At 68.1% G+C, this 26,618-nt stretch carries 16 protein-coding genes and 1 riboswitch; of the genes, 8 read left to right on the top strand and 8 right to left on the bottom strand.

Annotated features, from left to right (window positions below; genetic code table 11):
- The first annotated feature begins 184 nt into the window (after positions 1-184).
- From QXK92_RS23185 to metE, 3 genes are all read left to right on the top strand, one after another.
- Positions 185-1,447: a TetR/AcrR family transcriptional regulator gene (locus QXK92_RS23185; protein WP_306245576.1), complete on the top strand. Its 1,263-nt coding sequence runs from the start codon at positions 185-187 to the stop codon at positions 1,445-1,447.
- Positions 1,448-1,464: 17 nt separating this feature from the next.
- Positions 1,465-2,112, top strand: coding sequence for an SDR family oxidoreductase (locus tag QXK92_RS23190; protein ID WP_306245578.1), 648 nt, complete (start codon positions 1,465-1,467; stop codon positions 2,110-2,112).
- 51 nt (positions 2,113-2,163) lie between these two features.
- A riboswitch (cobalamin riboswitch) is annotated at positions 2,164-2,366 on the top strand.
- Positions 2,367-2,513: 147 nt separating this feature from the next.
- Positions 2,514-4,793 (top strand): 5-methyltetrahydropteroyltriglutamate--homocysteine S-methyltransferase, encoded by a 2,280-nt coding sequence (gene metE, locus QXK92_RS23195; protein ID WP_306245580.1) that lies wholly within the window; start codon positions 2,514-2,516, stop codon positions 4,791-4,793.
- Positions 4,794-4,843: 50 nt separating this feature from the next.
- Here the strand turns inward: metE and QXK92_RS23200 are convergent, their stop codons facing one another.
- The gene (locus QXK92_RS23200) at positions 4,844-6,145 is read right to left on the bottom strand and encodes a cytochrome P450 (RefSeq protein ID WP_306245582.1); all 1,302 of its coding nucleotides are present in this window, start codon (positions 6,143-6,145) and stop codon (positions 4,844-4,846) included.
- Positions 6,146-6,494: 349 nt separating this feature from the next.
- Positions 6,495-8,225, bottom strand: coding sequence for a DUF3556 domain-containing protein (locus QXK92_RS23205; RefSeq protein ID WP_306245584.1), 1,731 nt, complete (start codon positions 8,223-8,225; stop codon positions 6,495-6,497).
- Between the two features lie 116 nt (positions 8,226-8,341).
- Here QXK92_RS23205 and QXK92_RS23210 point away from each other — a divergent pair, with 116 nt between their 5' ends.
- Positions 8,342-8,563 carry a hypothetical protein gene (locus tag QXK92_RS23210; RefSeq protein ID WP_306245586.1) on the top strand — a complete coding sequence of 74 codons (222 nt, stop codon included), beginning with the start codon at positions 8,342-8,344 and terminating at the stop codon, positions 8,561-8,563.
- A gap of 7 nt (positions 8,564-8,570) precedes the next feature.
- Here QXK92_RS23210 and QXK92_RS23215 read toward each other — a convergent pair whose 3' ends face one another.
- The 3 genes from QXK92_RS23215 to prpD all read right to left on the bottom strand — a co-directional run bounded on the left by QXK92_RS23215 (position 8,571) and on the right by prpD (position 12,803).
- Positions 8,571-10,046, bottom strand: a complete 1,476-nt coding sequence (locus tag QXK92_RS23215) for a cobyric acid synthase (RefSeq protein WP_306245588.1) — start codon at positions 10,044-10,046, stop codon at positions 8,571-8,573.
- Positions 10,047-10,134: 88 nt separating this feature from the next.
- Positions 10,135-11,259 (bottom strand): bifunctional 2-methylcitrate synthase/citrate synthase, encoded by a 1,125-nt coding sequence (locus QXK92_RS23220; protein WP_306245590.1) that lies wholly within the window; start codon positions 11,257-11,259, stop codon positions 10,135-10,137.
- Entirely contained in the window at positions 11,256-12,803 is a 1,548-nt protein-coding gene (prpD, locus tag QXK92_RS23225) for a 2-methylcitrate dehydratase PrpD (RefSeq protein ID WP_306245592.1), read from the bottom strand. The genes QXK92_RS23220 and prpD overlap by 4 nt, the downstream gene beginning before the upstream one ends.
- 119 nt (positions 12,804-12,922) lie before the next feature.
- Here prpD and QXK92_RS23230 point away from each other — a divergent pair, with 119 nt between their 5' ends.
- Together QXK92_RS23230 and QXK92_RS23235 are read left to right on the top strand one after the other, a co-directional pair.
- Positions 12,923-14,353, top strand: coding sequence for a short-chain fatty acyl-CoA regulator family protein (locus QXK92_RS23230; RefSeq protein ID WP_371934297.1), 1,431 nt, complete (start codon positions 12,923-12,925; stop codon positions 14,351-14,353).
- 120 nt (positions 14,354-14,473) lie between these two features.
- Positions 14,474-15,826, top strand: coding sequence for an FAD-dependent oxidoreductase (locus QXK92_RS23235; RefSeq protein WP_306245596.1), 1,353 nt, complete (start codon positions 14,474-14,476; stop codon positions 15,824-15,826).
- Here QXK92_RS23235 and QXK92_RS23240 read toward each other — a convergent pair.
- The 3 genes from QXK92_RS23240 to QXK92_RS23250 all read right to left on the bottom strand — a co-directional run bounded on the left by QXK92_RS23240 (position 15,823) and on the right by QXK92_RS23250 (position 20,152).
- Positions 15,823-17,004 carry a PPE family protein gene (locus QXK92_RS23240; protein WP_306245597.1) on the bottom strand — a complete coding sequence of 394 codons (1,182 nt, stop codon included), beginning with the start codon at positions 17,002-17,004 and terminating at the stop codon, positions 15,823-15,825. The genes QXK92_RS23235 and QXK92_RS23240 overlap by 4 nt on opposite strands.
- 100 nt (positions 17,005-17,104) lie before the next feature.
- Entirely contained in the window at positions 17,105-18,400 is a 1,296-nt protein-coding gene (locus tag QXK92_RS23245; protein ID WP_306245599.1) for a PE family protein, read from the bottom strand.
- A gap of 24 nt (positions 18,401-18,424) precedes the next feature.
- Positions 18,425-20,152 carry a PPE family protein gene (locus tag QXK92_RS23250; protein WP_306245601.1) on the bottom strand — a complete coding sequence of 576 codons (1,728 nt, stop codon included), beginning with the start codon at positions 20,150-20,152 and terminating at the stop codon, positions 18,425-18,427.
- A 350-nt stretch (positions 20,153-20,502) separates the two neighbouring features.
- Between QXK92_RS23250 and QXK92_RS23255 the strand changes: the two genes are divergently transcribed.
- Together QXK92_RS23255 and QXK92_RS23260 are read left to right on the top strand one after the other, a co-directional pair.
- The gene (locus QXK92_RS23255; protein ID WP_306245603.1) at positions 20,503-23,760 is read left to right on the top strand and encodes a LuxR C-terminal-related transcriptional regulator; all 3,258 of its coding nucleotides are present in this window, start codon (positions 20,503-20,505) and stop codon (positions 23,758-23,760) included.
- 107 nt (positions 23,761-23,867) lie between these two features.
- On the top strand, positions 23,868-26,609 hold the full coding sequence (locus QXK92_RS23260; protein ID WP_306245604.1) for a PE family protein: 2,742 nt from the start codon (positions 23,868-23,870) through the stop codon (positions 26,607-26,609).
- Positions 26,610-26,618 lie beyond the last annotated feature (9 nt).

Here is a 26,618-nt window from a genome sequence, read left to right on the forward strand (position 1 = left end):
TCACCGGGGCGTTGACGTCGGCGTCTGAGCATGGAGCGCTCTAGGATGTGGCCCACAGCCCCGTCGGCTTCCTCAGCAGCGCGTTTGGCGCGGCAGGTCTGATAGCCTCTACCAAAGATTTGGTTCAGCAGGAGGACGACTTGCGCACGTTGCCGGCACCGCTGTCCTTCGCTGCCGACCGGCCATGACCGACAGCGCAACCGAAACCGGAACGCGCCGAACGGAGATACTCGAGACCGCGGCGTCGTTGATCGCCTCGTCGGGTCTGCGCACCTCGCTGCAGGAGATTGCCGACGCGGCAGGCATTCTCCCCGGCAGCCTGTACCACCACTTCGAGTCCAAGGAAGCGATCCTTGTCGAACTCATCCGCCGCTACCAGGCCGACCTCGCCCGGATCGGCGAGCGCGCCCAGGCCAAGCTGGACGAACCGGACTCGCGCCCCCCGGCCGAGAAGATCATCGAGCTGGGATCGGCGATCGCCAACTGTGCGGTGCGGCATCGGGCCGCGCTGCAGATGTCCTTCTACGAGGGCCCGAGCGCCGATCCCGAACTGATGAAGCTGACGCAGCAGCGGCCCGTCGCCATCCAGGAGGCGATGCTGCAGACGCTGCGTGCGACGCGCTGGAGTGGCTACATCAAAGCCGACATCGACCTCCCGACGCTGGCCGACCGGATCTGCCAGACCATGCTCCAAGTGGGACTCGACGTCATTCGGCACAACTCCTCCGCCGACCAGGTAGCCGCCCTGATGTGCCGGATCATCCTGCAGGGGTTGGCGTCCCGGCCCCCTACCGACGGGGCACTGGACCGCTCGAAAGCGTTCGCCGCCGCGGGCTCCGTCATCGCCTCCTGGGCCGACGACAGCGAAGCCGACCCACGCGACAAAGCGGCACACCTGCGGGCGGTGGCACGAACAGAGTTCGGCCGCAAGGGATATGAAGTCACCACGATCCGGGACATCGCATCGGCCGCGGGCCTGGGAACGGGCACCGTATACCGCGTAATCGGGTCCAAGGACGAACTCCTGGCGTCGATCATGCGTTCCTTCGGCCAGAAGGTGGAAGCGGGCTGGGTGGACGTGCTGCGCTCCCCGTCCACGCCGATCGAGAAGCTGGACGCGCTGAGTTGGGTCAATGTCAATGCGCTCGACCAGTTCTCCGACGAGTTCCGGATCCAGCTCGCCTGGATGCGCCAGTCACCCCCGAACACCGCCAACCCCGGCTGGTTGTACACGACTCGGCTGCGTCAAATGAAATCGCTTCTCTCCGAGGGTATTCGGTCATCGGAAATCCGGGTCGACGCGCCCGGCATCACGATGCTGGCCCGCAGCATCATCGGCATGCAGTGGATACCGGAGAACATCCTGCGCGCGATAGGCACCCGCTCGTCGCTCATCCTGGCTCGTGACACTGTCCTGCGCGGAGTAGCGATCCGCGCCAAGCCGTAGCGGGGTAGCGTCGAATTATGGCGCACATCATTGTCATCGGCGGCCACGGCAAGGTCGCCCTGCATCTGGCCCGGATCCTGACTGGGCGCGGCGATCAGGTCAGCTCGGTATTCCGCAATCCCGACCACGCCGACGAGGTCGCGGCCACCGGAGCCACGCCGATCACCGCCGATATCGAGCACCTCGACACCGACGCCCTGGCAGACCTGCTGAGCGGGCACGACGCGGTCGTCTTCACCGCCGGCGCGGGCGGTGGTGACCCGGCACGGACATACGCGGTGGACCGCGACGCCGCCATCCGGGTGATCGACGCCGCCGGCCGGGCCGGCGTCAGGCGATTCGTGATGGTGTCCTATTTCGGCGCGGGCCCCGGACATGGCGTCTCGCCGGAGAATTCGTTCTTCCCCTACGCCGAGGCCAAGGCCGCCGCCGATACCCACCTGCGCGCCAGCGACCTCGATTGGACCGTGCTCGGGCCGGGACGACTCACCCTGGACCCGGGCACCGGACACATCGCGGTGGGCAAGGCCAAAGGCGAGGTGTCGCGGGAGGATGTGGCGGCCGTCGTCGCGGCCGCGCTAGCTGAGGACGCGACGATCCGCCACACGATCGACTTCAACAACGGGGACGTACCGATCGCCGTCGCGGTGGCGACCGCGCGGTAACAGACGCGCCGCACGGGGTAGCCTGGGCCTCGCAACTGGTCTGCAGGCGCCCCCGTGGCGTCGGCATCGAGCAAGGCACACGCGCCTTGTGAGAGGGAACCCGGTGAGAATCCGGGACTGTCCCGCAGCGGTATGCAGGAACGACCGCCGTCATCGGCACTGGTCCAATCGGACTGGGAAGCGACGGCCAGTAGGGGCACCTTTGCGGTGCGCGCCTGTGAGTCCGAAGACCTGCCAGCTGTGCCGGGCGCGCCGCGCCTGGCGGCACATCGCCTCGTGGAATGGGCGTTTGGCCGGCCAGCTGTGGTGGTACGCGGGCTCTGGAGAGCACATGCGCATCGCCCCGACTGTCGGCTGCGCGTCCGCGGGCGGTGTCCATACCGTCGAATGAAGGACCGCTCGTGACCGCTCCAGCTAGTTTTCCGAAATTCACCGCAACCATCACCGGAACCCCCCGGATCGGCCCGCGCCGCGAACTCAAGCGCGCGACCGAGGGATACTGGGCCGGCCGAACCAGCCGCTCCGACCTGGAATCCGTCGCTGCCACGCTGCGCCGCGACACCTGGGCCGACCTGGCCGCCGCCGGCCTCGACTCGGTGCCGATCAACACCTTCTCCTATTACGACCAGATGCTGGACACCTCGGTGCTGCTGGGAGCCCTGCCGGCCCGGGTCGCCGGGATCTCCGACGATCTGGACCGCTACTTCGCCGCCGCGCGGGGCAATGACGACGTCGCCCCACTGGAGATGACCAAGTGGTTCGACACGAACTACCACTATCTCGTTCCCGAAATCGGTCCCGCGACCCGATTCTCGCTGCACCCCGACAAGGTGCTCTCCGAGCTGAAAGAAGCTCAAGAGCAAGGCATTCCGGCGCGTCCGGTGATCATCGGGCCGGTCACCTTCCTGCTGCTGAGCAAGGCGGTGGACGGCGGAAGCCCACCGGTCGAGCGGCTGCAGGAGCTGGTGCCGATCTACTCCGAACTGCTCTCGCTGCTCGCCGGCAACGGCGCTCGGTGGGTGCAGTTCGACGAGCCGGCGCTGGTCACCGACATCTCCCCGGACGCACCCGCGCTGGCCGAGGCCGTCTACAACGCGCTGGGTGCGGTGGCCAATCGCCCGGCCATCTACGTCGCGACGTACTTCGGCGACCCGGGTGCCGCGCTGGCGGGGCTGGCCCGCACACCGGTCGAGGCGATCGGCGTCGACCTCGTCTACGGTCCTGACACCGCGCTGGCGGCAGTACCGGAGTTGGCGGACAAGACGCTGGTGGCCGGGATCGTCGACGGCCGCAACATCTGGCGCACCGATCTGGACGCGGCCCTGGGCAGGCTGGCGACGTTGCGGAATTCGGCTGCAGCCGTGGCGGTTTCAACGTCGTGCTCAACGCTGCATGTCCCGTATTCGCTGGAAGCTGAGACCGGTCTGGATGACAACCTGCGCAGTTGGCTGGCATTCGGGGCCGAGAAGGTGCGCGAGGTGGTGGTGCTGGCCCGGGCGCTGCGGGACGGCCGCGAGGCGGTGGCCGACGAGATCGCGGCCTCCAACGCGGCCGTGGCCTCGCGCCGGAAAGACCCACGGCTGCACAATGACGAGCTCCGGGCCCGCATCCAGTCGATCGTCGCGTCCGGCGTCCACCGCGGCGACCCCGGCGAGCGTCGCGCCAGCCAGGACGCGCGGTTGCAGCTGCCGGTGCTGCCGACCACGACGATCGGTTCCTACCCGCAGACCTCGGCGATCCGCATCGCGCGGGCCGCCTTGCGCTCTGGTGAGATCGACCAGGCCGAGTACGAGCGCCGGATGAAGCAGGAGATCGCCGACGTGATCGCACTGCAGGAGCAACTGGGCATCGACGTGCTGGTGCACGGTGAGCCCGAGCGCAACGACATGGTGCAGTACTTCGCCGAGCAGCTGGAAGGCTTTTTCGCCACCGACAACGGCTGGGTGCAGTCCTACGGCAGCCGCTGTGTGCGTCCGCCGATCCTGTTCGGCGACGTGGTACGCACCCACCCGATGACGGTCGACTGGATCACCTACGCGCAGTCGCTGACCGACAAGCCGGTGAAGGGCATGCTGACCGGACCGGTCACCATCCTGGCGTGGTCGTTCGTCCGCGACGACCAGCCGCTGGCCGACACCGCCAACCAAGTGGCGCTGGCGATCCGGGACGAGACGGTCGACCTGCAGTCCGCGGGCATCGCCGTGATCCAGGTGGACGAGCCGGCGCTGCGGGAGCTGCTGCCGCTGCGCCGGGCCGATCAGGACGAGTATTTGCGTTGGGCCGTAGGCTCTTTCCGGTTGGCCACCTCTGGTGTCGCCGATTCGACCCAGATCCACACTCACCTGTGCTACTCGGAGTTTGGTGAGGTGATCGGCGCGATTGCCGATCTGGACGCCGACGTCACGTCCATCGAGGCGGCGCGCTCGCACATGGAGGTGCTCGACGACCTGAACGCCATCGGCTTCTCCAACAGCGTGGGCCCGGGCGTCTACGACATTCACTCGCCGCGGGTGCCGAGCACCGACGAGATGGCGGCGTCCTTGCGGTCTGCGGTTAAAGCGGTTCCGGCGGAACGTATTTGGGTTAACCCGGACTGTGGCCTGAAGACCCGGAATGTCGGGGAGGTGACCGCATCGCTGCGGAACATGGTGGCCGCTGCGCAGCAGGTGCGCGCGGAGTAGGGCGGGCTTGGGGGCACGCCGCTTGAGTGGAGGCGTGCCCCCGCCCGTGGCTAGCTCCGGCTGCGCAAATCGGTGCATGCGGCGATGTCGACAAACAAACCGGGCCAGGGCCGCAGCGCCGCGATGTTGCGAGCCTCGATGCGTTGTGCGGGTAGTCGGAGCGTCGTTCTTGCGACGAGTCGGGCGATCATTGCGGTCATCTGGGTGATCGCCATCGCCGAGCCGATGCAACGATGCACACCACGGCCGAACGGGATGAATTCGTAGGGCGTCGGTTTTCGGTAATCGGGTGCGCTGGAGTCCCAGCGTTGAGGACGGAATTGCCATGGGTCGGGCCACAACTCGGGAAGCCGGTGGGTGACGTAGGCGCTGAACACCAGGCGGTGCCCCGCTCGGATGGGGTGCCCGTCGAACCACAAGTCACGCTTGACTTTTCGTGCGGAGTTCGTCGTGCATAGCCGCACCGTCTCGTGCACGACGCCGTTGATGTAGGTCAGCTCCCGAAGGGCGGCCGGGCTCGGTGGGCCCCCGGCCAGTACGCGGCGCACCTCCGCGGCGGCGGTGTCCCAGGCGCCTGGGATGGTCAGCAACGCGTAGATCGCCCACGCGATCGCGCCGCTGGTGACGTCGTAGCCATCCGCGATCAGGGAGACAATCATGTCACGAATCTCTTTGTCGCTCAGCGATTCACAACGACCATCGCGGCCGTTGACCATCGTCGTCAGCATGCCGTCGTCGACTCTGGGCCGCAGGCGGCAATCGGCGATTGCGGCGTCGACGAGTTGGTCGATCCGTTCGCGAGCGGCCATCGCCCGTCGCGACAAGGGCGACCCGAGCCGGCGGTGTAGTCGCCGCTTCCTCGGGTCCAGATTGGTCAGGTCGATCAGAGGCTGAAGTTGTTCACCGAGGAAGTCGGCATGGTCAGCGATGCGCGGGCCGAACAGACACTCGGCGGTATTGCGCCGGACCACCGAACGCAATTGCTCGTAGATTTCGACCCGCGCCCCGGGCCGCCAGGTGTCGATGACCGCGTCCGTGTTGTCCACGATGGTGTGCACGTAATCCCCGACCCGCCGGTGTTGCAGCGCCGGGATCGCGAAGCTTCGCCGCCGGCGGTGGTCGGCGCCGTCGCTGACGATCAACGCCGTCGGGCCGTCAACCGGGATCAGCGCTTCGAACGCTTCCTTCCAACTGAAGGCATCGGAATGGGTGAACACGAACTCGTTGGCCTCGGCGCCGAGCAGGATCACCGTATTGCGTCGGCGGACATGGATAACGGGGCCTTGCTGCCGGTAGAGCGCCAGCAGCGCGTCGCATGGCGGAAACGCAAATAGCCGAGGCTGTTTCTCCACGTCGGCTCCCTTGACGGACATCAACCTGCGGCAGGCTACCGCTCGACTGTTGAACGTGGTAATCTCCGCTATACGAATCTATCAGATTCACTATGCGGATCAAGAAGGAAAATTTCAGCCATGACTCACGAAGTTCTGTTCTCCGAGGACGAGGCGGCGTATGCGATGCCGCAAGCCACATTCAACGCGTACAACTGCGAATAGACTCCACCGCTGCGGCTCCCCGGCGAGCAGACGCAAAGTCGCGTTCCGGCGCGCCGGAACGTGCGATTTTGCGCCTGCTCGCGCCCTAACTGGACCGCTCGCGCCCTAACTGGACCGCTCGCGCCCTAACTGGACCGCTCGCGCCCTAACTGGACTCCACCACGACGGGGATGTCGTCGGCCCAGGGCTGCCGCGTCACCATGTCGGCCACCCGGACGTAGCCGTGCTCGAATTCGCCTGTGGCAGCGTCGACCAACCGGTAGCGCTGGATCTGGCGGTGGATCGGTTGCGCGTCCAGCAGGACGACGCGCACCTCCCCCGGCTCGAATCGGCAGCGCCGTTGCATCGCGGCGATCAGTTGCTCGTTGTGCATATGGCCGTCACCGAAGTTCCAGCCGATGGCGGTGCTGCAGATGCGTTCACCGTCGGTGATGACATAGTCGTCCTCGTTCTGTCCGGCCATCGCGCGGTGCGCCAGCGTGAACAACGCGCGGCCGTGAGTGTTCATGGCGCGGAACGCATATCCCAGATACATCGGGATCTGCGCGCGATCCTTGCCGTAGAACCGCTCCAGCTGAGCCTGCGGCATGCTGGCGATCGCGACGATGCCGCGGGCGATCTTCTCACTCGCCGACGGCTTGATGCACCACAGCGTCGTGTCCCAGTTGCCGGCGTAGTAGCGCATGCCGGGCAGGAAGGAGATCTTGCGCGGGAACATGTTGCCCAGGATCACCGTGCCCACCAGCACGGTGAACAGAATGGCAACCGGTGCGAGGTTTTGCACGTCGCTGATGCCCAACTTCGCGTGGCCCACGAACAGCGCGAAGACGCCGAAGATCATGAACACGTTCCATTCCAGCGGCACTCCCATCGGAATCGCGGTCAGGATGCCCAGGTGGAAGCACACCATCACAATCGCAGCGACGGTGGTCGGCCACCCGCCGTGCGAGAAGAACAGGGCGAGCGGCACGAACATCTCGATGAAGGTGCTGACGTGAGCGAACAGCCGCGACAAGAGCCCGGGCCGAAGGTCGTCGGGAAACTTCTCGAAGAACATGCGCTTGATGAACCGCGGCCGGAACAAGGGGTTGTTCGACATCATCGTGGAGATCACGAACGGAAAGTGCTTGTTGAGTTTGGACGTCGCCGCGCCCATCCAGATCACCAGGAATACCAGTTTGGCCGCGACGATCATGTCGATGGCGTTCCAGGCGCCGAACAGGAACGTGACGGTCAGCGACCCGTACACCTCACCGCGGGCGGCCAGGAAGATCACCTTGTCGCGCAGCCCGGCAGCGGCCAGCACCAGCAGGATGGCCACGATCTGCCACGTCGGCAGCAGCCCGACCTGAGTGCCGAGCGCCGGGATCGGCCCGGTGCCGTCGGTGAACAGCGCGGCCGTCAGCAACACCAGCAGCAAGGCATAAAGCGCGACGTCCACCGGCTTGCGCTTGGTGCCGAAGGTCAGCGGGACGCGATCCGGCCAGGGTGGCAGCCGGATGGTGCCGAACCGCAGCCAGTAGAGAATCGAGCCCATCGGCGGGAAGAACCGGTTGTTCAGCGGTCCGAAGCCGCAACCCAGCCCGACCACCTCGAACAGCATCGTGTACAGCACGACCTTCTCGAAGACGATCGGCTCGGCGTACCAGGCCCGAACATTGGTGAACCCGTCAATCCCTTTGGTGGTCAAGACGATCAGCCAGGCAACCAGGATGTACAGCAGAATCTTGACGACGTAGAACAGGTGCATCACCACTGGCGTGCCGAAGCCCACCTCGGCCCAGTGCCGGGCCATCGGGCGGATCTTCTCGCTGCGGGTGCCCTTGCTCCACTCGGCGATGTCGACCTCGGGCAATTGGGGCTTGAGAAATCCCATGGTTTCACAGATTAGAACGTGTTCTAGCTATCTGCCCAGCCCCCCGCTCCGAATCCGTGGTCAGCGGCTGCCACGAGCGATAACGTGAGGTGAAGGTGCCGAAGGGAGTGGGGAGCATGCGTGCAGCCCGATACCTGAAAAGGGCGGTCGCCGGGGCCGCCATACCAATCGCATTCGTCCTCGGCAGCGCCCCCGCGCAGGCGCAAGCGCCGTCCCCGGGTGATGCGTGCACGGTGCTGCACGCCACCACCCAGGACGCCGACGGCAAGACGATGTGGTGCAACCCGACCATGACGGGCAGCCACAGCCTGGTGTGGCAGTACGGCGGACCTGGCTAGACGATCCTCACGGTGCGCCGGGCGCCAGGAACGGCAGGGCCGGCGGGCAACCACTGCGCGCCAGTTCGAGCACCGCGTCGACGTCGAGGTGACGTTCGATCAGGTCGCCGAGCAGATCCAAGCGCCGCTGGCGGGCGACCGGGAAGCTCACGGCCGACGGTGTGAGCCCGAGCGTCTCGCACAGGAACGCCCGGCGCAGTGCGTCGCCTTCCAGCGAGCCGTGCCACATGGTGCCGAACACCTGGCCGTCGCGGACGCCGCCGAGAAACTCCTCCCCCGCGTGGCCCCGGGCGATCCTGCCGTGATGGATCTCGTATCCCGACGCCACCACGCCGAGTCCCTCACCCTGCGGTAGCCGCAGCACCTTGTCGGCGCCGAACACCGTCTCCACGTCGAGCAATCCCAGGCCGTCGACCTCGGCCACCGCCCCTTCGACACCGTGCGGGTCGCGAATCGTGCGGCCCAGCATCTGAAATCCGCCACAAATGCCGAGCAGTGGCTTCCCCGCGGCGGCGTGTGCGAGCACCGCACGGTCCAGTCCCCTGGCCCTCAGCCAGGCGAGGTCGGCGATCGTGGCACGCGTGCCCGGCAACACGATCAGGTCGGCATCGCCCAACGCGCGAGGGTCGGAGACGAACACCACATCGAGGTCGGGTTCCAGGCCCAGCGCGTCGACGTCGGTGAAGTTGCTGACCCGGGGCAGCCGCACGACGGCCACCCGGCGGGCACCGGTGGCGGCCGTTCGTCTGCCTTCCAGATCCAGGGCGTCCTCGGAGTCCAGCCACAGGTCGGGATGCCACGGCAGCGTGCCGTACACCTGCCGCCCGGTGACCCGTTCCAGGTCGCGCAGACCCGGCGTCAGCAGTGCGAGATCGCCACGAAACTTGTTGACCACGAACCCCGCAACCAGCGCCTGGTCCTCGGCAGACAACAGGGCGACGGTGCCCAGAAATGCCGCGAACACCCCGCCGCGGTCGATGTCACCGACCACGACGGTCGGCAGCTCCGCGTGCCGCGCGAGGCCCATGTTGACGTAATCGCCTGCGCGCAAGTTGATTTCGGCCGGGCTGCCGGCACCCTCGGCGACGACGACGTCGTACCGGGTGGCGAGGTCGTCAAAGGCGCGGTGTGCCGCCTCGCCCAGTGCCCGCCGACCGTCCAGCCAGTCCGATGACACGACCTCGCCCCACGGTCTGCCCATCAGCACGACGTGGCTGCGCTGATCGGCGGACGGTTTGAGCAGGACCGGATTCATGGCGGGTTCGGGTGGGACTCCGGCCGCAAGAGCCTGCACCCATTGCGCCCGGCCGATCTCCACGCCCGCGCCGTCCGGCCCCGCGCAGACCATCGAGTTGTTGGACATGTTCTGCGCCTTGAAGGGCGCGACCCGCACCCCGCGCCGAGCCAGCGCGCGGCACAGCCCGGCCGTGACAGTGGTCTTGCCGGCGTCGCTGGTCGTGCCCGCTATCAGCAGACCCGGCACCGGGTGGCCCCTCGGGAAATCGTTGTTGTGCTCACCGCCCGCTATGGTCTCACCGCCCGGGATCAACGCCCCTGTCGGACTCTGGCAATCACCTCAGGGCACGCTGAGGCGGTCCCACATACTCGCTGAGCGGGCGGATCAACGCGTTCGACGCGGTCTGCTCCATGATGTGGGCGGTCCAGCCGGTGATCCGGCTCATCACGAAAATCGTTGTGAAACAGGCGATGTCGAAGCCCATCAGGAAGTACGCCGGACCGGTCGGGAAGTCGAGATTCGGCTTGATGCCGGTGGCGGCCGCCATGCCCTGTTCGAGAACGTGGTAGATGTCGAGCCAGCGCCGGCCGTCACGCGCCGCAGCCACCCGCTCCAGCGCCTTCTTCATGGTCGGCACCCGCGAGTCGCCGTTGCGGTACACCCGGTGGCCAAAGCCCATGATCTTCTCTTTGCGGGAGATCCTGTCCTGCAGCCAGTCCGCCGCTTGGTCCGCGGTGCCGATCTGCAGCATGTCGTGCATCACGGCCTCGTTGGCGCCACCGTGCAACGGACCCTTGAGCGCGCCGATGGCGGCCGTGACGGCGCTGTAGATGTCGGACCCGGTGGAGGTGACCACGCGTGCGGCAAACGTGGAGGCGTTGAAGCTGTGCTCGGCATAGAGCACCATGGACTGCTCGAAGGCATCGACGATCACCTTCTCGGGCACATCCCCGAAGCACATGTGCAGGAAGTTCTGCGCGTAGTTCATGTGGCTGTGCGGGGCAATGGGTTCCAGGCCGCGCCGGCGTCGCATGTCGGCTGCGACGATGGTCGGGAGCACCGCGTACATTCGCACGGCCTTCGCGTAGTTCGCCTCCGCGCTGCTGTCGTCCTCCTGCGCGTCCTCGGCGCCGAGGTAGCTGATCACCGTGCGCACCACGTCCATCGGATGACAGGTGTCCGGCTGCTTGACGATCAGTGACAGCAGCGAGCGATCCAGCCGGCGGTTGGCGCGTTCTCGCTGGATGAACAGGGCCCGCTGTTCCTCGTCGGGCAGCTCACCGTGCCACAACAGATACGCCACCTCCTCGAAGCTGCAGCGGGAAGCGAGATCCTGGACCGGGTAACCGCGGTAGGTCAGCGAGTTCGTCTCGGGCACCACTTTGGAGATGGCGGTGGTGTCCACGACGACTCCGGCAAGGCCCTTGAAGATTCGCGGCCGCTCTTCGATCGTGCTCATGGCGTGACTCCTTGCCGGGTGAATGTGTTGACGCCGGAATCGAAGATCCCCGGCGGGACTATCGGCGCCCTGTTCAGCACGTCAGGATTGGCGATCAAGTTCAACGCGCCGAGTCCGCCGGCCTGCAGTTCGGGCAAGCCTTCGACCACGGACAGAAACCGTTGCCGCTCATCGTCGTCGATCACACCCCCGGCCAGCTCGGTGAACTTTGCCACGTACTGCTCACGCCCGAAAGGCCTGGCGCCCAACGGGTGTCCATCGGCAACGCCGATCTCGTCGACGATCACCTCGCCGCTGCGCAGCGTGACCTCCGCGCGGGCGCCGAACGCTTTCTCCGCGGGGTCGTCCGAGTGGTAGCGGCGGGTCCATTCGGGATCTTCGCGCGTCGAGATCTTGTGCCACAGCTCGACGGTGTCCGGCCGGTGCGACCGCTCCGGGGCGTAGGACCGTTCGTGATGCCAGGCGCCGTCCTGCAACGCCACCGCGAAGATATACATCACGGAGTGATCCAGGGTCTCGCGGGACGCATCGGGATCCATCTTCTGCGGATCTCTTGCGCCGGTACCGATGACGTAGTGGGTGTGGTGGCTGGTGTGCAGCACGATCGTCGCGACCTGCTCGAGGTCCCCGATCCGCTCCCGCAAGCGGCGGGCCAGGTCGATCAGCGCCTGGCTCTGGTACTCGGCCGAGTGCTCCTTGGTGTAGCTGTCCAGGATGGCGCGCTTGGGCTCCCCCGGCTCGGGCAGCGGCACCCGGTAGGTGTGCTCGGGACCCGAGAGCAGCCAGGCGATCACGCCGTCCTCGCCCTCCCAGATGGGTGCCGGGGCGCCTTCCCCGCGCATGGCGCGGTCGACGGCCTCGATCCCGACCTTGCCTGCCCAGGCGGGAGCGAACGCTTTCCAGCTGGAGATCAGGCCCTTGCGAGACTGGCGGGTGGACGTCGTCAGGTGCAGGGCCTGGCCGATGGCCTGATAGATAGTCTCCTGGTCCAGCCGCAGCATCGTCCCCAGGCCGGCGGCCACCGACGGGCCGAGGTGCGCGACGTGGTCGATCTTGTGCTCGTGCAGGCAGATTCCCTTGACCAGGTCGATCTGGATCTCGTAGGCGGTGGCCAGGCCGCGGATCAGGTCGGCGCCACCGATACCGAGGTGCTGGGCGACCGCCACCAGGGGCGGGATGTTGTCACCCGGGTGGGAGTAGTCGGCGGCCAGAAACGTGTCGTGGAAGTCCAATTCGCGCACCGCCACGCCGTTGGCCCAGGCGGCCCACTCCGGGGAGTAGCTGCCCTCGACGCCGAAGACTCTGGCGCCGTTGACCGCAACGGGATGCGCGAGCGCTTGGGCCCGTGCGGTGGCGACCGGCCGCCTGATCACCGAGGCCGCCGAGACGGCGGCGTTGTCGATGATGCGGTTGATCACCATGGCTTCGGTGTCCGGGGGTACGGCGACTGGGTCGGCCGCAACGTCGGCGATCTTGGCGGCCAGGTGTTCGCGGCGGGGGAAGTCGTCGGCGCTGCGCCGCGCCCTGACGTCGTGAATGCGCATAACACGCACAGTACGCAGCCACCCAGCTGCGGTAAATCCACTGTAAGAGCGTAATTTTGCGTCCTTGGACTTCATGGTTTGCGAATGTTGTGAACGATGGCTGGCGTACTGTGTCCACCGTGGCGAAGACCTTCGCCGGCGCTCGTTTGCGGCGGCTACGCGAAGACCACGGGTTGACCCAGGTGGCACTGGCGCGTGCGCTGGGGTTGTCGACCAGCTACGTCAACCAGATGGAGAACGACCAGCGCCCGATCACCGTGCCGGTGCTGCTGACGCTGACAGATCGGTTCAACCTGCCCAACACCTACTTCGCGCCCGATACGGACGCCCGGCTGATCGCCGACCTGAGCGAGGTGCTGGCCGAGGGACCTGCCACGGCCGCGCAGATCGAGGAACTCGTCGCGCGAATGCCGGCGGTCGGTCAGACGCTGGTCAATCTGCACCGACGACTGCACGACGCCACCAGCGATCTGGAGGCTCTGCACGGTCGGGCCAACGTCGATTCGTCGACGACAGCACAACAACCGATGCCCTTCGAGGAAGTCCGCGACTTCTTCTACGACCGCAAGAACTACATCGCCGAACTGGACGTCGCGGCCGAGCGAATGTTCGACGAAAACCGTTTGCGCGTCGGCGGACTCGACGTTCAGCTGGCCTCACTGCTCTCCGCAGAGCTGGGCGTGACCGTCGTCATCGACGACGGAGAGATGCTGAGCCCCAACGCCAAGCGGCACTTTCGCCCGGAGTCCGGGAGGCTGCATGTAGCGCGTTGGCTGCATCCCGGACAGCGCGCCTTCCAGCTGGCAACCCAGATCGCCTTGCTGACCCAGAATTCGTTGATCAGCGGGATCATCGCCGCCGACGATCAACTCAGCGACGACGCACGCGGCGTGGCCCGCATCGGCCTGGCCAACTATTTCGCCGGGGCGCTGTTGTTGCCGTACCAACGGTTTCTCGAGGCAGCCGAGTGCGTGCGCTACGACATCGACCAACTGGCACGCCGATTCGAGGTGGGATTCGAGACCATCTGTCATCGGCTGTCCACCTTGCAACGCCCCAGTGCGCGCGGTGTGCCGTTCATCTTCGTCCGTGCCGACATCGCCGGTAATATTTCAAAGCGACAGTCGGCCACTGCTTTTCATTTTTCACGCGTGGGCGGAAACTGTCCGTTGTGGGTGGTTCACCATGCGTTCGCCCGGCCCGGTCAGTTCCTGACGCAGGTCGCTGAGATGCCGGACGGGCGCACCTATTTCTGGGTGGCCCGAACCACCACCACCGAACCAAGTCGGTACCTGGGTCCTGACCGGAGTTTCGCCGTCGGGCTCGGCTGCGACGTGGCCCACGCCGAAAAGCTAATCTATTCAGTGGGAATCGATCTGGCCGACGCCGAGGCGACGGTTCCGATCGGCGCGGGTTGCAAGATCTGCGACCGCCCCGCCTGCTCGCAACGGGCCTTCCCCTATCTGGGCACTCCGGTGCATGTCGACCCGCATGTCAGCACCGACCTCCCCTATCCACCGGTGACCACCGGTCAGACCTCCGTCGGCTGAGTTTCATTCGGCGACAGGCAAACCCGCTGACAGAAGCGTCAATATCGCGGAATCGTTTCGGCGGTGCCGGGATCGGTGTAGCTTGCTGCTGGGGCGGCACGGCGTCAACGAGGAGCCAGCATGACAGATGTCGACTATTGCGTTGTCGGAGCCGGCTTCGCGGGACTGACGGCCGCGCTGCGCCTGAAGCAGGCGGGTCACTCGGTGGCACTGCTGGAGGCCCGCGACCGAGTCGGCGGCCGTACCTTTACTGTGACCCGCGACGACGGGGTATGGATCGATCGCGGGGGTGCCTGGATCGGACCGGGCCAGGACCGCATCTACGCGCTGATGCAGGAATTCGGCGTGCGGGAATACAAGCAGCACAACGACGGTGACGCCATGATGATCGTCGACGGCAAGAAGCGCCGCTACGGCGGGAAGCTGCCGTGGACGATGAGTCCGTGGGCGGTCGCCAACCTGGGCATCGGCCTGATGAGCATCGAGCAGATGTGCAAGTCGATTCCGCGCGAAGCACCGTGGGAGGCCGAGGAGGCCGCCGAGTGGGACCGGATGAGCATCGGTGACTGGCTGGAGCGCAACGTACTTTCCCGGCCGGCCCGCGAGATGTTGGACATGGTGCTGGGCGGTACGTACACCTCGACGGCTTCCGAAGTCTCGTTGCTGTGGATGTTGTTGCAGATGTCTTCGGCGGGTGGACCGACCTTCGTCATCTCCGGCAAGGGCGGCTCGCAGGATGCCCGACCCGTCGGCGGGATGGGCGCCATCTACCGCCCGATGGTGGCGGAACTTGGCGACGCACTCCACCTGTCGCGGCCGGTGCGGACCATCATTCAGGACACCGACGGCGTCACCGTCCAATCCGACGGATTTTCCGTGCGCGCATACCGCGCCATCGTCGCTATCCCGATGGCCATCGCCAGTTCGATTGTCTATGAACCGGCACTTCCTGCGGACCGCGCCTTTCTGAATCAGCGCATGCCCAGCGGCGCCGTCATCAAGACCTCCGTCATCTACGACGAACCGTTCTGGCGTACCGACGGGTTGTCGGGCCAGACCACCGCGCCGGGAACACCGGCCACACTGACCATCGACGCATGCACCGATACCGGCAATCCAGGGATCCTGTGCGCCATCACCGAGGGGCCCGCCGCGCGCCGCCTCTCCGACCTCAGCGACTCCGACCGCAGAGCCGCCATCATCGGCGAACTCGTCGAGCGGTTCGGCGAAAAAGCGCGTACGCCAGTGGAATACCACGAGCAGAACTGGTCTCTCGAGCACTATTCCGGCGGCGGGATGATCAGCCACACCCCCACCGGCGTGCTCACCGAATACGGGCACGCGCTGCGCGTGCCCTGCGGGCGGGTGCACTGGGCCGGCACCGAAAGCTCAGCCGTCATGTGCGGGTGGATCGACGGCGCGATCCGCTCCGGTGAGCGCGCCGCGGCCGAAGTGGTTGCGGCGCAGACCTAGCCGACCCCGGTACGCGGAATCACGCTGGGCCGGTTCTGCGTCACGTGCGGACTCGCGCCGCCGCGGCCCGTCATCCCGCCGGGCATTCCGGCACCCGCGGCGCCGGCGCCCATCGGCATCGGCATCATCGGCATCCCGCCGCCGGTGGGAGATCCCGTCGGCACGGAGGCAGCGCTGGGTATCGCACCCAAGCCGTGCATCGCCGAACTGGCCATGCCCTTGGGCGCCGATCCTTCCCATGTCGGCGGCACCGACATGGCACCCACCATCCGCGCCTGACCCAGGCTCCCGGACATGCCTGCCCCCAGGCCGGCACCTCCGCCGAGTCCCTTCATCGCCGGAGCGGTGTCCCCGACGAATTTGGTCGCGTCGGCCACACCCGTTGTGGCACCTGCCAATCCGGCTGTGCCGGCAGTGGCCGACTGCCCCGCCTGCATGAGCGGGCCGATCATCATGCTGGCCGGCATGGCGCCCAGCTGGGCCACCGACGCGATCGACTGGATCGGCAGAGCCGACGCCGCCGACTGCACCCCTGCCACCAATCCAGGCGCTGCCGACATCACGCCTTGCAAAGCCGGGCTGATCGCGGCCGACGCGGTGCTCGCCAGGCCGGTGACCTGAGCACCGATATTGGCGGCCAGGCCGGCCAGATCGACCGGCGGGACAGCGAACGGTGTCAGGCTCGCGGCCACCGCCGTCGCACCACCGTGGTAACCGACCATTGCCGCGACATCCTGCGCCCACATCTCCGCGTAATCGAACTCATTGGCCGCAATCGCCGGCGTGTTGAACCCCAGGAAATTCGTCGCGATCAACGTCATCAACGACACCCGGTTGGCCGCTACCACCGCCGGATGCACCGTCGCCGTCAACGCGCCCTCGAACGCCGTGGCGGCCTCTCGCGCCAGTAGTGCCGCCGTGTCCGCCTGACCGGCCGCCGTCGTCATCCAGTCCTGGTACGGCAACGCCGCGGCCGCCATCGCCGCCGACGCCGGCCCCGCCCATGGCCCACCGGTCAGACCTGTGATCACCGCGTTGAAGGACGACGCCGACGCGGCCAGATCCGCCGCCAAACCGTCCCAGGCCGCCGCCGCCGCATGCAGCGGACCCGGTCCCGCCCCGCCGAAAATCCGCAACGAGTTGATTTCCGGCGGCAACCACGCAAAGTCCAAAATCATCACAACCCCAACCCCCGCGAGCGGTATCTCACTACTGTCGCCACTTGTCGCCTCGCACGGTCATAGATTCAGCGGACTTTCAGCAACATCCCAGGCCGTCTCAAGGCAGTCCCGCCCCGCCGCCGATCGCCGCCGCAAGCTGTTCAGGCAGGAAGGTCAACAGGCCCGGCACGATGCCACCGAAGCTCGTACCGAAAAGTGGGATCATTCCGGTCATCCCGAAGATCTCCACTGTCAGCGACGCGGTTTGAGCTGGAGTGAGTATCCCGCCAAGGGGCACGTTGGTGGTCGTGGTCAGTTCTCCGAGTGAGACCGAAAGTGGCAGAGTGGCCTGGCCGTTGAGAAAACCGTTCAGCACCGTCGCGGGTGCGTCGAACAGCGCGGCGCCCGCGCCCAGGACGTCGCCGGTCTGCAGCGCGCCGAGTACGGCGTTCGCGCTGGGGCCGACCGCGTTGAACGTGGTGACGACCGGACCGATCGCTTCCAGGCCCAGGACCAGTGGCAGGCCCACCTGCAGGTCGCCGGTGACCAGGTCCAAGGTCTGCGAGGTGTCGGTGACCGTGGTGATCACATTGGTGAGATGCTGCGAGATCTGGGCGGGAATCGACCCGGCGGGGAGCAGGTCGGTGACGTTTTGCGCCATCTGGCCCGGGATGGCGAGAATCGGCAACAGGTCAGCGATGGTGCCCGTCGGGGTGATGTTGATCAGCATCGTCTCCATGTCCTGGTTGGCCACCAGGCCGGTCAGGAACAGGTTTCCGAATCCGGTCGCGACGCCGCGTGCCGCTCCCGTCACGTCGCCCGTCGCGAGCTGCTGCGCGGCGGTCTGCAATGTCGCCGGAAGGGCGTTCGCGTTGGCACTGAAGTCCAGGGCGGCGTTGCTCAGCGCGGTGGAAACCGTTTGGCCGTAGCCGATTTGCTGATTGACGATGGTTTGCAGAACAGCCGCCGGGTTGGCGGGTATTGCGAGCGGGGTGCCGAGTGCTGTGGCGATCGTCTGCCCGAAGCCGGTCTGATTGCTGACGAACTGGCGCAGCACCGGCGCTGGATTGGCGGCGACAGCGTCGTGCAGGATCTGCAGGTTGGTGGTTGTTTGGGTGAAAAGTGTTTGATAGGAGGACCATTCGGCACTCGCGTAGGCCGCCGCGGCGGTGTCGAGCGATCGGGTGAAACGCTCGCCGAACGCGAGCGCTTGAGCATGGACGGCTTGGAACTCGGCACCGAAACTGCCGAACATCGATGCGATCGCCGTGGAGATCTCGTCCTGGGCGGCGGCCGCGATCCCGGTTGTCGGGTCGGCCGCGGCGACGGCGGCCCCGCTCAGCGCGGCCCGGATGCCCATCAGATCCTGCGCCGCGCCCTGCAGTAGCTCGGGCGCCGCGGTCACATACGACATGTGAACCCCCCTCGAATGATTGAGTTAGTTGAAGAGACCCGACTTCGCATCGCCCTTGTTGAAGAACCCCGAGTCGTCGTTGCCGGAGTTGCCGATGCCGGAATTGAACACGTTCGAGTTGCCGATGCCGATGTTGTCGAAACCGATGTTCCCGATGCCGGCCAGGAAACTTCCGTGGTTGTTGAAGCCGACATTGTTGCCGTTGCCGGAATTGCCGAAGCCGGACTCGAATGCCAGACCGGTGTTCATGAATCCCGAACTGCCGCCGCCGGTGTTGAAGAACCCCGACGAGTCCAGGCCGGTGGTGCCGAAGCCGGAGTTCTTGACCCCGGCCGGTGTGATGACGCTGCCGAAACCGGTGTTGAGGTTGCCCGAGTCGAAGCCTCCGGTATTGCTGCGGCCGGAATTGGCCCAACCGGTGTTGATATCACCGGCATTGAAATCACCGGTATTCAGCGAGCCGGCGTTCATGCTTCCGGTGTTCTGGAATCCGGAGTTTCCGTAGCCCAGATTCTGCGAGCCGCCATTGCCGATGCCCATGTTGTTCGCACCCGCGTTCCCGGCGCCGAAATTGTTGAAGCCCGCGTTGAGCGCGCCGGTATTCCCCTGGCCCGCGTTGGCGAAGCCGGTATCGAAGCTGCCCGAGTTCTCCAGGCCGAAGCTGTGGTTGCCCGAGTTGAAGATGCCGACGTTGCCGGTGCCCGAGTTGAAGAACCCGATATTGCCGGTGCCCGAGTTGCCGAAACCGAAGTTTCCGGTGCCGGAGTTGAGTGCGCCGATGCCCACCTGGTTGTCGCCAGTGAGGCCGAAACCGATGTTGTTGTTGCCGGTGTTGCCGAATCCGATGTTGTGGTTGCCGGTATTGGCCAGCCCTACGTTGTTGCTACCCCGGTTGCCGATGCCCATGTTGGCGTCGCCGCGGTTGCCGTTGCCGACGTTGGAACTGCCTAGGTTCCCGTTTCCGAGGTTGGCGTTGCCGAGGTTGCCACTGCCGATATTGGCCTGGCCCGAATTTCCCGCACCGGTATTGCCCAGGCCCGAGTTGCCGCTGCCCACATTCTGATTGCCCCGATTGCCGTCGCCGACGTTGCCGTTGCCGGAGTTGCCGCTGCCGAAGTTCACATCACCGAAGTTGCCGTTGCCGACGTTGCCGCTGCCGTGGTTGCCGCCGCCCAGGTTCGGGCCGCCGATGTTGCCCAGCAGCGCCTGTACCTGAGCCAGACCGGGCAGATTCGGCAACGTCTGCTGCAGCGGTGCGAGTTGCGCGACGGCTGCCGCCGCCCCGCCGTGGTAGCCCACCATCGCCGCCACGTCCTGGGCCCACATGTCCTCATAGGCAGCCTCGGCCGCGGCGATCGCCGCTGCGTTCTGGCCGAACAGGTTTGAAAGAACAAGCGAGACAAAGTGATTGCGATTCGCCGTAACCATTCCCGGATGGACCGTGGCCGCCACCGCCGCCTCGAACGCCGACGCTGCGGCCCGCGCCTGCCCGGCCGTGCCCTGCGCCTGGGCCGACGCCACCGACAGCCACCCGACATAGGGCGCGGCGGAACGGGCCATCGCGGTCGCCGCCGGACCCTGCCACAGCTCACCGGTCAGCCCTGACGCAATCACCGAAAAGGAACGCGCCGCCGTGTCGAGTTCGCCGGCCAGTGCGTCCCATGCCGTCGCAGCCGTCAACATCGGCCCCGGCCCCGCACCCAGATACATCCGCGCCGAATTGATCTCCGGCGCCAGCACCGCGAAATTCATGTCCCGTCGTCCCTCCTTGCGGAGTCCCACGATGCGCGGCGGTGGCTGAAGGAACGTCGGTTACAGGGCGTAAACCGGCGCCTCGGGGGGTCGTACATCGGGCGGGGTGAGGGTCGTACGGTGTGCGCGGCCCCACCGCGAGCGACCGCAAAATGCCACCCGCGGCGGCATGTCACCGGCAACACGCGGGCGCTCGCGGATCGGGGGCAGGACACCCGGCGGCGCGCAGGAGCCCCGCGGCCGGATAGCGAACTTTTTGCACCCATGTTGAACCGTGACCGGCCTGCGTGCGTGACACTGGGAGTCACCGGCACGGCATGAGGGCAGTGTGAATCGGGTTTGAGATGTGCGTGAGCGAGTTCCTGCCGACGAGAACAGTGACCCTGTTGCTCGCCGATGCCGAGCGCTCGGCGCCGCCGTGGGACGACCTGCCCGAGACGAGCGCAGGCGACCGGGAGCGCGTCCACAACACCGTCTCGGACATCATCGCCACCCATAGCGGGTTGGGTCCGGTCACACCACATGCCGAAGACAGCAGTGCCGACTCGTTCCTGGCCGTTTTCGCCCGGGCCACCGACGCACTCGCCTGTGCGATCGATTTGCAGCAGGCGCCGTTGGCTCCGATTCAACTGCGGGCCGCGGTGCACACCGGCGAGGTGCAGGTAGCCGGTTCTGGCACCTACACGGGTCCCACCGTCGACCGCGCAGCGCGGCTGCGAGATCTGGCACACGGCGGCCAGGTGGTGGTCTCGGGCACCACCCACGACCTGGTTGTCGACCACCTCCCGGACGATGTCTGGCTGGCCGACCTCGGCACCCATCAGTTGCGCGACCTGCCCCGTCCCGAGCGCGTGACGCAGCTGTGCCACCCCGACCTGCGCATCGAATTCCCGCCCCTACAGATTGCCAAAGATACTGCGCCACTTAATGTTCCAGCGCAGTTGACGCGCTTCGTCGGCCGCGCCGCGCAGATCAACGACGTACGCAAGTTCCTTGCCGACAACCGGCTGGTCACCCTCGCAGGTACCGGTGGTGTGGGCAAGACCCGGCTTGCGGCGCAGATCGCCGCGCAGGCGGCCACCGAGTTCGGCGGCGGCGTGTGGTTCGTGGATCTGGCACCGGTCAATCAGCCCGAGCTGATGCCGGTGGCCGTGTTGCGCGCGCTGGGATTGCCCGACCAGCCGGGCCGGTCGGCACTCGACACGCTGTTGCGCTACCTCGGCAACCGGGACGCGCTGGTGGTGCTGGACAATTGCGAGCACCTGATCGATGAATGCGCCGCGGTGGCCCGTGCGCTGTTGGGCGAGTGCCCGCGGCTGACCATCCTGGCCACCAGCCGGGCACCCATCGGGATACCCGGCGAGCTGACCTGGCGGGTTCCGTCCCTGTCACTCCCCGACGAAGCCCTCGAACTATTCGTCGACCGCGCCCGGCTGGCCCGGCCCGACTTTGCTATCACCGCGTCCGACGCCGCAGCGGTGCAGGATATCTGCGGCCGACTGGACGGCCTGCCGTTGGGAATAGAGCTCGCGGCCGCGGCCGTGCGGGTGATGTCACTCGGCGAAATCCTGGACGGGCTGCGCCACCGCTTCCGGCTGCTCACCGACGGCGGTGCCGCCCGTCGCCGCCAGACCCTGGGCGCATCGGTCGACTGGTCGCACGCCCTGCTCACCGAGCCCGAGCGGATGCTGTTCCGCCGGCTGGCCGTGTTCAGCGGAGGCTTCGACCACGAAGCCGCGCGGGCGGTCTGCGCGGACGATCAGCTGGCGCCGCATCAGGTTTTCGATCAGCTCGCCCTGTTGGTGGACAAATCACTGGTGCTGGCCGAGAACACCGATGACCGCACGCGCTTCCGGATGCTGGAAACGGTGCGGCACTACGCGACGGAACGGCTGCACGAATCCGGTGAGGCCGAGGCGCTGCTCGCCCGCCATCGAGAGCACTACGGGCGGATGGCCGCGCTGCTGGACAGCCCCACCGATGGCGAGCACCAGCGCCGGATCGAACAGGTGGAGCGCGAGATCGACAATCTGCGCGCGGCTTTTGCCGGCTGCCGGGGCAACCACGAACTCGAGCCCGCCCTGGAACTCACGTCGGCGCTGCAGCCGCTCTGGCTGACGCGCGGGCGCATCCAGGAAGGGCTCGCATGGTTCGACGGGGCGCTCTCCGACCGCTCCGCCCTGTCCGCTGTCTCGGCAGTGGTGCGCGGACGGGCGCTGGCCGACAGGGCAGCCCTGGACGCCTCGCGCAGCGTTCACGACAACCTCGAACAGGCGCAGCAAGCGGTCGCGATCGCGCGTGAGATCAACGATCCGGCCCTGCTGGCGCGCGCGCTCACCTCGTGCGGCGCGATCAGTTCCTACAGCGCCGAGGCGGCCCGCCCGTATCTGTCGGAAGCGATCGGCATCGCCCGGGATCTCGGCGACCGGTGGCGCCTGACGCAGATCCTGACGTGGCAGGCATACGGCGCGTTCTATGCCGGTGACCCGACCGGCGGGCTTGCGGCTTCCCGGGAGGGACGCGACCTCGCCGAGGAGATCGGCGATCAGTTCCACGCCCGCTCGTGCCGCTGGACGCTGGGCCTGGCGCAGATGATGAAAGGTGCTCTCGCCGAAGCGATCACACAATTCCGCGCCGTCACCACCGATGCCGATGCGGCGCACGACGTGCTGTTCAGGTGGGGCAGCCGACTCGCGCTGTGCAACGCACTCGCGTTCCGCGGCGACACCCAAGCGGCCAAGGCCGCAGCACAGGCATCTCTGGCGGCCGCTGCGGACCTGTGGCCGCACAACCAGGGCTTCAGCTATGCGGTCCTGGCGACCGCGGCCGTGGCCGCCGGTGACGTCCCGGCCGCCGCGACGGCCAGCGAGGCGGCCCGGGAACTCCTGAGCGTGCAGGGTGAGCTGGCCGGCGCCAATACCAACCCGATGGCCGAAGTGGCCTTGGCACGTGGCGATCTGATCACCGCGGGACGCTGGGCCGACCAGGAGGTCGCGGCGTCCTCGGGCTGGCATCTGGCGCGGGCGTTGACGACGCGTGCCCGCATCGCAATCGCCAAAAATGAACCGGATCAGGCCGAACGCGACGCCCACAAAGCGCTCGCCGGCGCGGCCGAGTATCAGGCGCACCTGGCCGTGCCGGACATCCTCGAGTGCCTGGGCCGGCTGGCCGCGGACGGCCAGGGCCATCGGGATGCAACGCGACTCTTCGCCGCGGCCAACGCTATTCGTCACCGTCTGGGTTGCGTCCGGTTCAAGGTCTACGACGCCGACTATCAGAACACCATCACGAATCTACGGGAAGCTCTGGGCGACAATGGGTTTGGTGAAGCGTGGCGGGAAGGCGCCGGCCTCTCCCTGGACGACGCCATCGCCTACGTGCGGCGCGGGCGCGGCGAACGCAAACGCCCGTCCAGCGGCTGGGCGGCACTGACCCCCACCGAGCGCGATGTGGTCCGCCTCGTCGCGGAGGGCCTGGCCAACAACGAGATTGCCGCGCGGCTGTTCGTTTCCCGCCGGACGGTGCAGACCCACCTCACACACGTGTACGCCAAGCTGGGCATCAGCTCCCGGGTACAGCTCGCCCACGAAGGTGTTTCCCACGGCTGACGCCGATATACGACCCCTGCGCCGCACGATCTACGTCCTTCGACCGACGTTCTGCACCGCACCCTCGCGCACTGTCGAGTCATTCCTCGAGGTTCAGGAGTGCAGAAATGTCGTTCGTATCGGTAGCCCCGGAGATGGTGGCGGCAGCGGCCGCGGATGTGCAGAGCATCGGAACGGCGCTCAGTGCCGCCCACGCGGCGGCAGCGGGCCCGACCGTCGGGGTGTTGGCGGCCGGGGCCGACGAAGTGTCCGCGGCCATCGCCGCCCTGTTCTCCGGCCACGGGCAGACCTATCAGGCGCTCAGTGCCGAGGCGGAACTGTTCCATCAGCAATTCGTGCAACTGCTCAACGCCGGCGGCGCCATGTACGCGAGCGCGGAGGCGGCCAACCTCAATCCGCTGCAGAGCCTCCTCGACGGCATCAACGCCCCCGTCCAGGCCGCCACCGGTCGTCCGCTGATCGGAAACGGCACCAACGGCGCGGCGGGGACCGGACAGAACGGCACCGCCGGCGGGTGGTTGATCGGCAACGGCGGCGCCGGCGGGTCCGGCAAAGCCGGTACCGACGGCGGGGCCGGCGGTAACGGCGGAGCGGCGGGACTGATCGGCCTGGGCGGCGCCGGCGGAGCGGGCGGGGCCGCGACCACGGGAACCGGCGGCACCGGTGGTCAGGGCGGGGCCGCCGGCCTGTTCGGCAGTGGCGGCTCCGGCGGCGCCGGCGGCGGATCGATCCAAGGGGCGGGCGGGGCGGGCGGCGCAGGCGGCAACGCAGGACTGCTGTTCGGGGCGGCCGGAACGGGCGGTGGTGGCGGCGTCACGCAGAGCTCGTCCGCACCCGGTGGCGCTGGCGGCGCGGGCGGTGCGGGCGGGCTGTTCTCCACCGGCGGCGCCGGAGGTGCCGGGGGATTCACCGAGGGCGGCGCCGGCGGGGTCGGCGGCGCCGGTGGGGCCGGCGGGGCCGGCGGGATGTTCGGGGCGGGGGGCACCGGCGGAGCCGGCGGCGAAAGCCTGGGCGGCAAAGGCGGACTCGGCGGCGCCGGCGGGGCGGGCACCATGTTCGGTGCCGGCGGTACCGGCGGCAGCGGCGGACACGGCGCAACAGCGGGAGGCGCGGGCGGCGCCGGCGGCGACGCCGGGATGCTCAGCCTCGGGGCAGCGGGCGGGGCCGGCGGCACCGGCGGGGAGGGCGTCACCCCGGGCGGACTCGGCGGGGCCGGCGGAGCCGGTGGCCGTGGCGGCATGTTCTTCGGCGACGGCGGCGCGGGCGGCAATGGCGGCTTTGGTGCCATGAACGGCGGGAAGGGCGGGGCGGGCGGCAACGCCGGCATGCTGACCGGCTCCGGCGGAGCCGGCGGCACCGGCGGGGCGGGCAACACCACACTGGGCGGCGCGGGCGGCGCCGGCGGCAACGCCGGGATGGTGGGCAACGGCGGAAACGGGGGCAGCGGCGGCGCCGGCGGTACGGGGGCCGGTGGCACCGGCGGGGCCGGTGGCAACGCGGTGTCGATCGGCGACGGCGGGAACGGCGGCAACGGCGGGACCGGCACCACCCTGGGCAAGGCCGGCCCCGGCGGCATCGGTGGGCAGCTGCTCGGGCTCGACGGGTTCAACGCCCCCGGCAGCACCTCACCGCTGCACGCGATGCAGCAACAAGTTCTCAACGGGGTCAACACGCCGGTTCAGGCGATCACCGGGCGCCCGCTGATCGGCAATGGCGCCAACGGGGCGGCCGGGACCGGGGCGCCCGGCGGCGACGGTGGGATCCTGTTCGGCAACGGCGGCCTCGGCGGTTCGGGGGCGGTGGGCTCCACCGGCGGCAACGGCGGCGCCAGCGGGGTCCTGTTCGGGTCGGGCGGCGCCGGCGGAGCCGGCGGACCATCGGCGGCCGGCAATGGCGGGGCCGGCGGCAACGGCGGGTCGAGCCTGCTGTTCGGCTCCGGTGGAGCCGGCGGCGCGGGCGGGAAGACGTCGGGCACCGGCACCACAGGCGGGGCGGGCGGCGCGGGCGGCAACGCCGGCGGGCTGTGGGGTGCCGCCGGGACCGGAGGGGCCGGTGCCGGCACCGGCCGGGGCGGAGCCGGCGGCGCAGGTGGCAACGGCGGGCTGTTCGCCAACGGTGGTGCCGGAGGGTACGGCGGGTTCGGCGGCATCGCCGGGACCGGCGGCGCCGGTGGAACCGGTGGACTGTTCGCCGCCGGGGGCGACGGCGGGGCCGGTGGGTCCGGCACCACCCTCGCCGGGACCGGCGGGAGCGGCGGCAACGGTGGGCTGTTCGGCGCCGGCGGCATCGGCGGCGTCGGCGGTTTCAACCTCTCCGGCGTCGGCGGAACCGGCGGATCAGGGGGCAACGCCGGCATGCTGAGTCCCGGGGCGGCCGGCGGCACCGGCGGCACCGGCGGAGCCGTGTTCAGCGGCACCGGCGGAGCCGGTGGCAGCGGTGGTAGCGGCGGACTCGTCTTGGGCGGCGGCGGAGCCGGCGGCAGCGGCGGCGCAGGCGTGTTCAACGCGAACGGTGGCGCCGGCGGCAGCGGCGGTAGCGCCGGAATCCTCAACGGGTCCGGAGGCACCGGCGGGGCGGGCGGCGCGGCCGGGCTCAGCGCCCTCACCAGCGGCGGGGCCGGCGGAACCGGCGGCAAGGCCGGGCTGATCGGTGACGGCGGCGACGGCGGCGCCGGTGCGGACGGTCACGGCGGCGCGGGAGGGGCCGGCGGAAACGGCGGCAACGCGGTCCTGATCGGCGACGGGGGCAACGGCGGCAACGGCGGCACGGGCACGCCTCCCGGCAAACCCGGCACCGGCGGCAAGGCCGGCTTGCTGCTGGGCCGGGATGGCAATATTCAGACGGCCTGACCCTGCGGG

Origin of the sequence: Mycobacterium sp. TY815, from assembly GCF_030755135.1 — a bacterium.
Taxonomy (GTDB): domain Bacteria; phylum Actinomycetota; class Actinomycetes; order Mycobacteriales; family Mycobacteriaceae; genus Mycobacterium.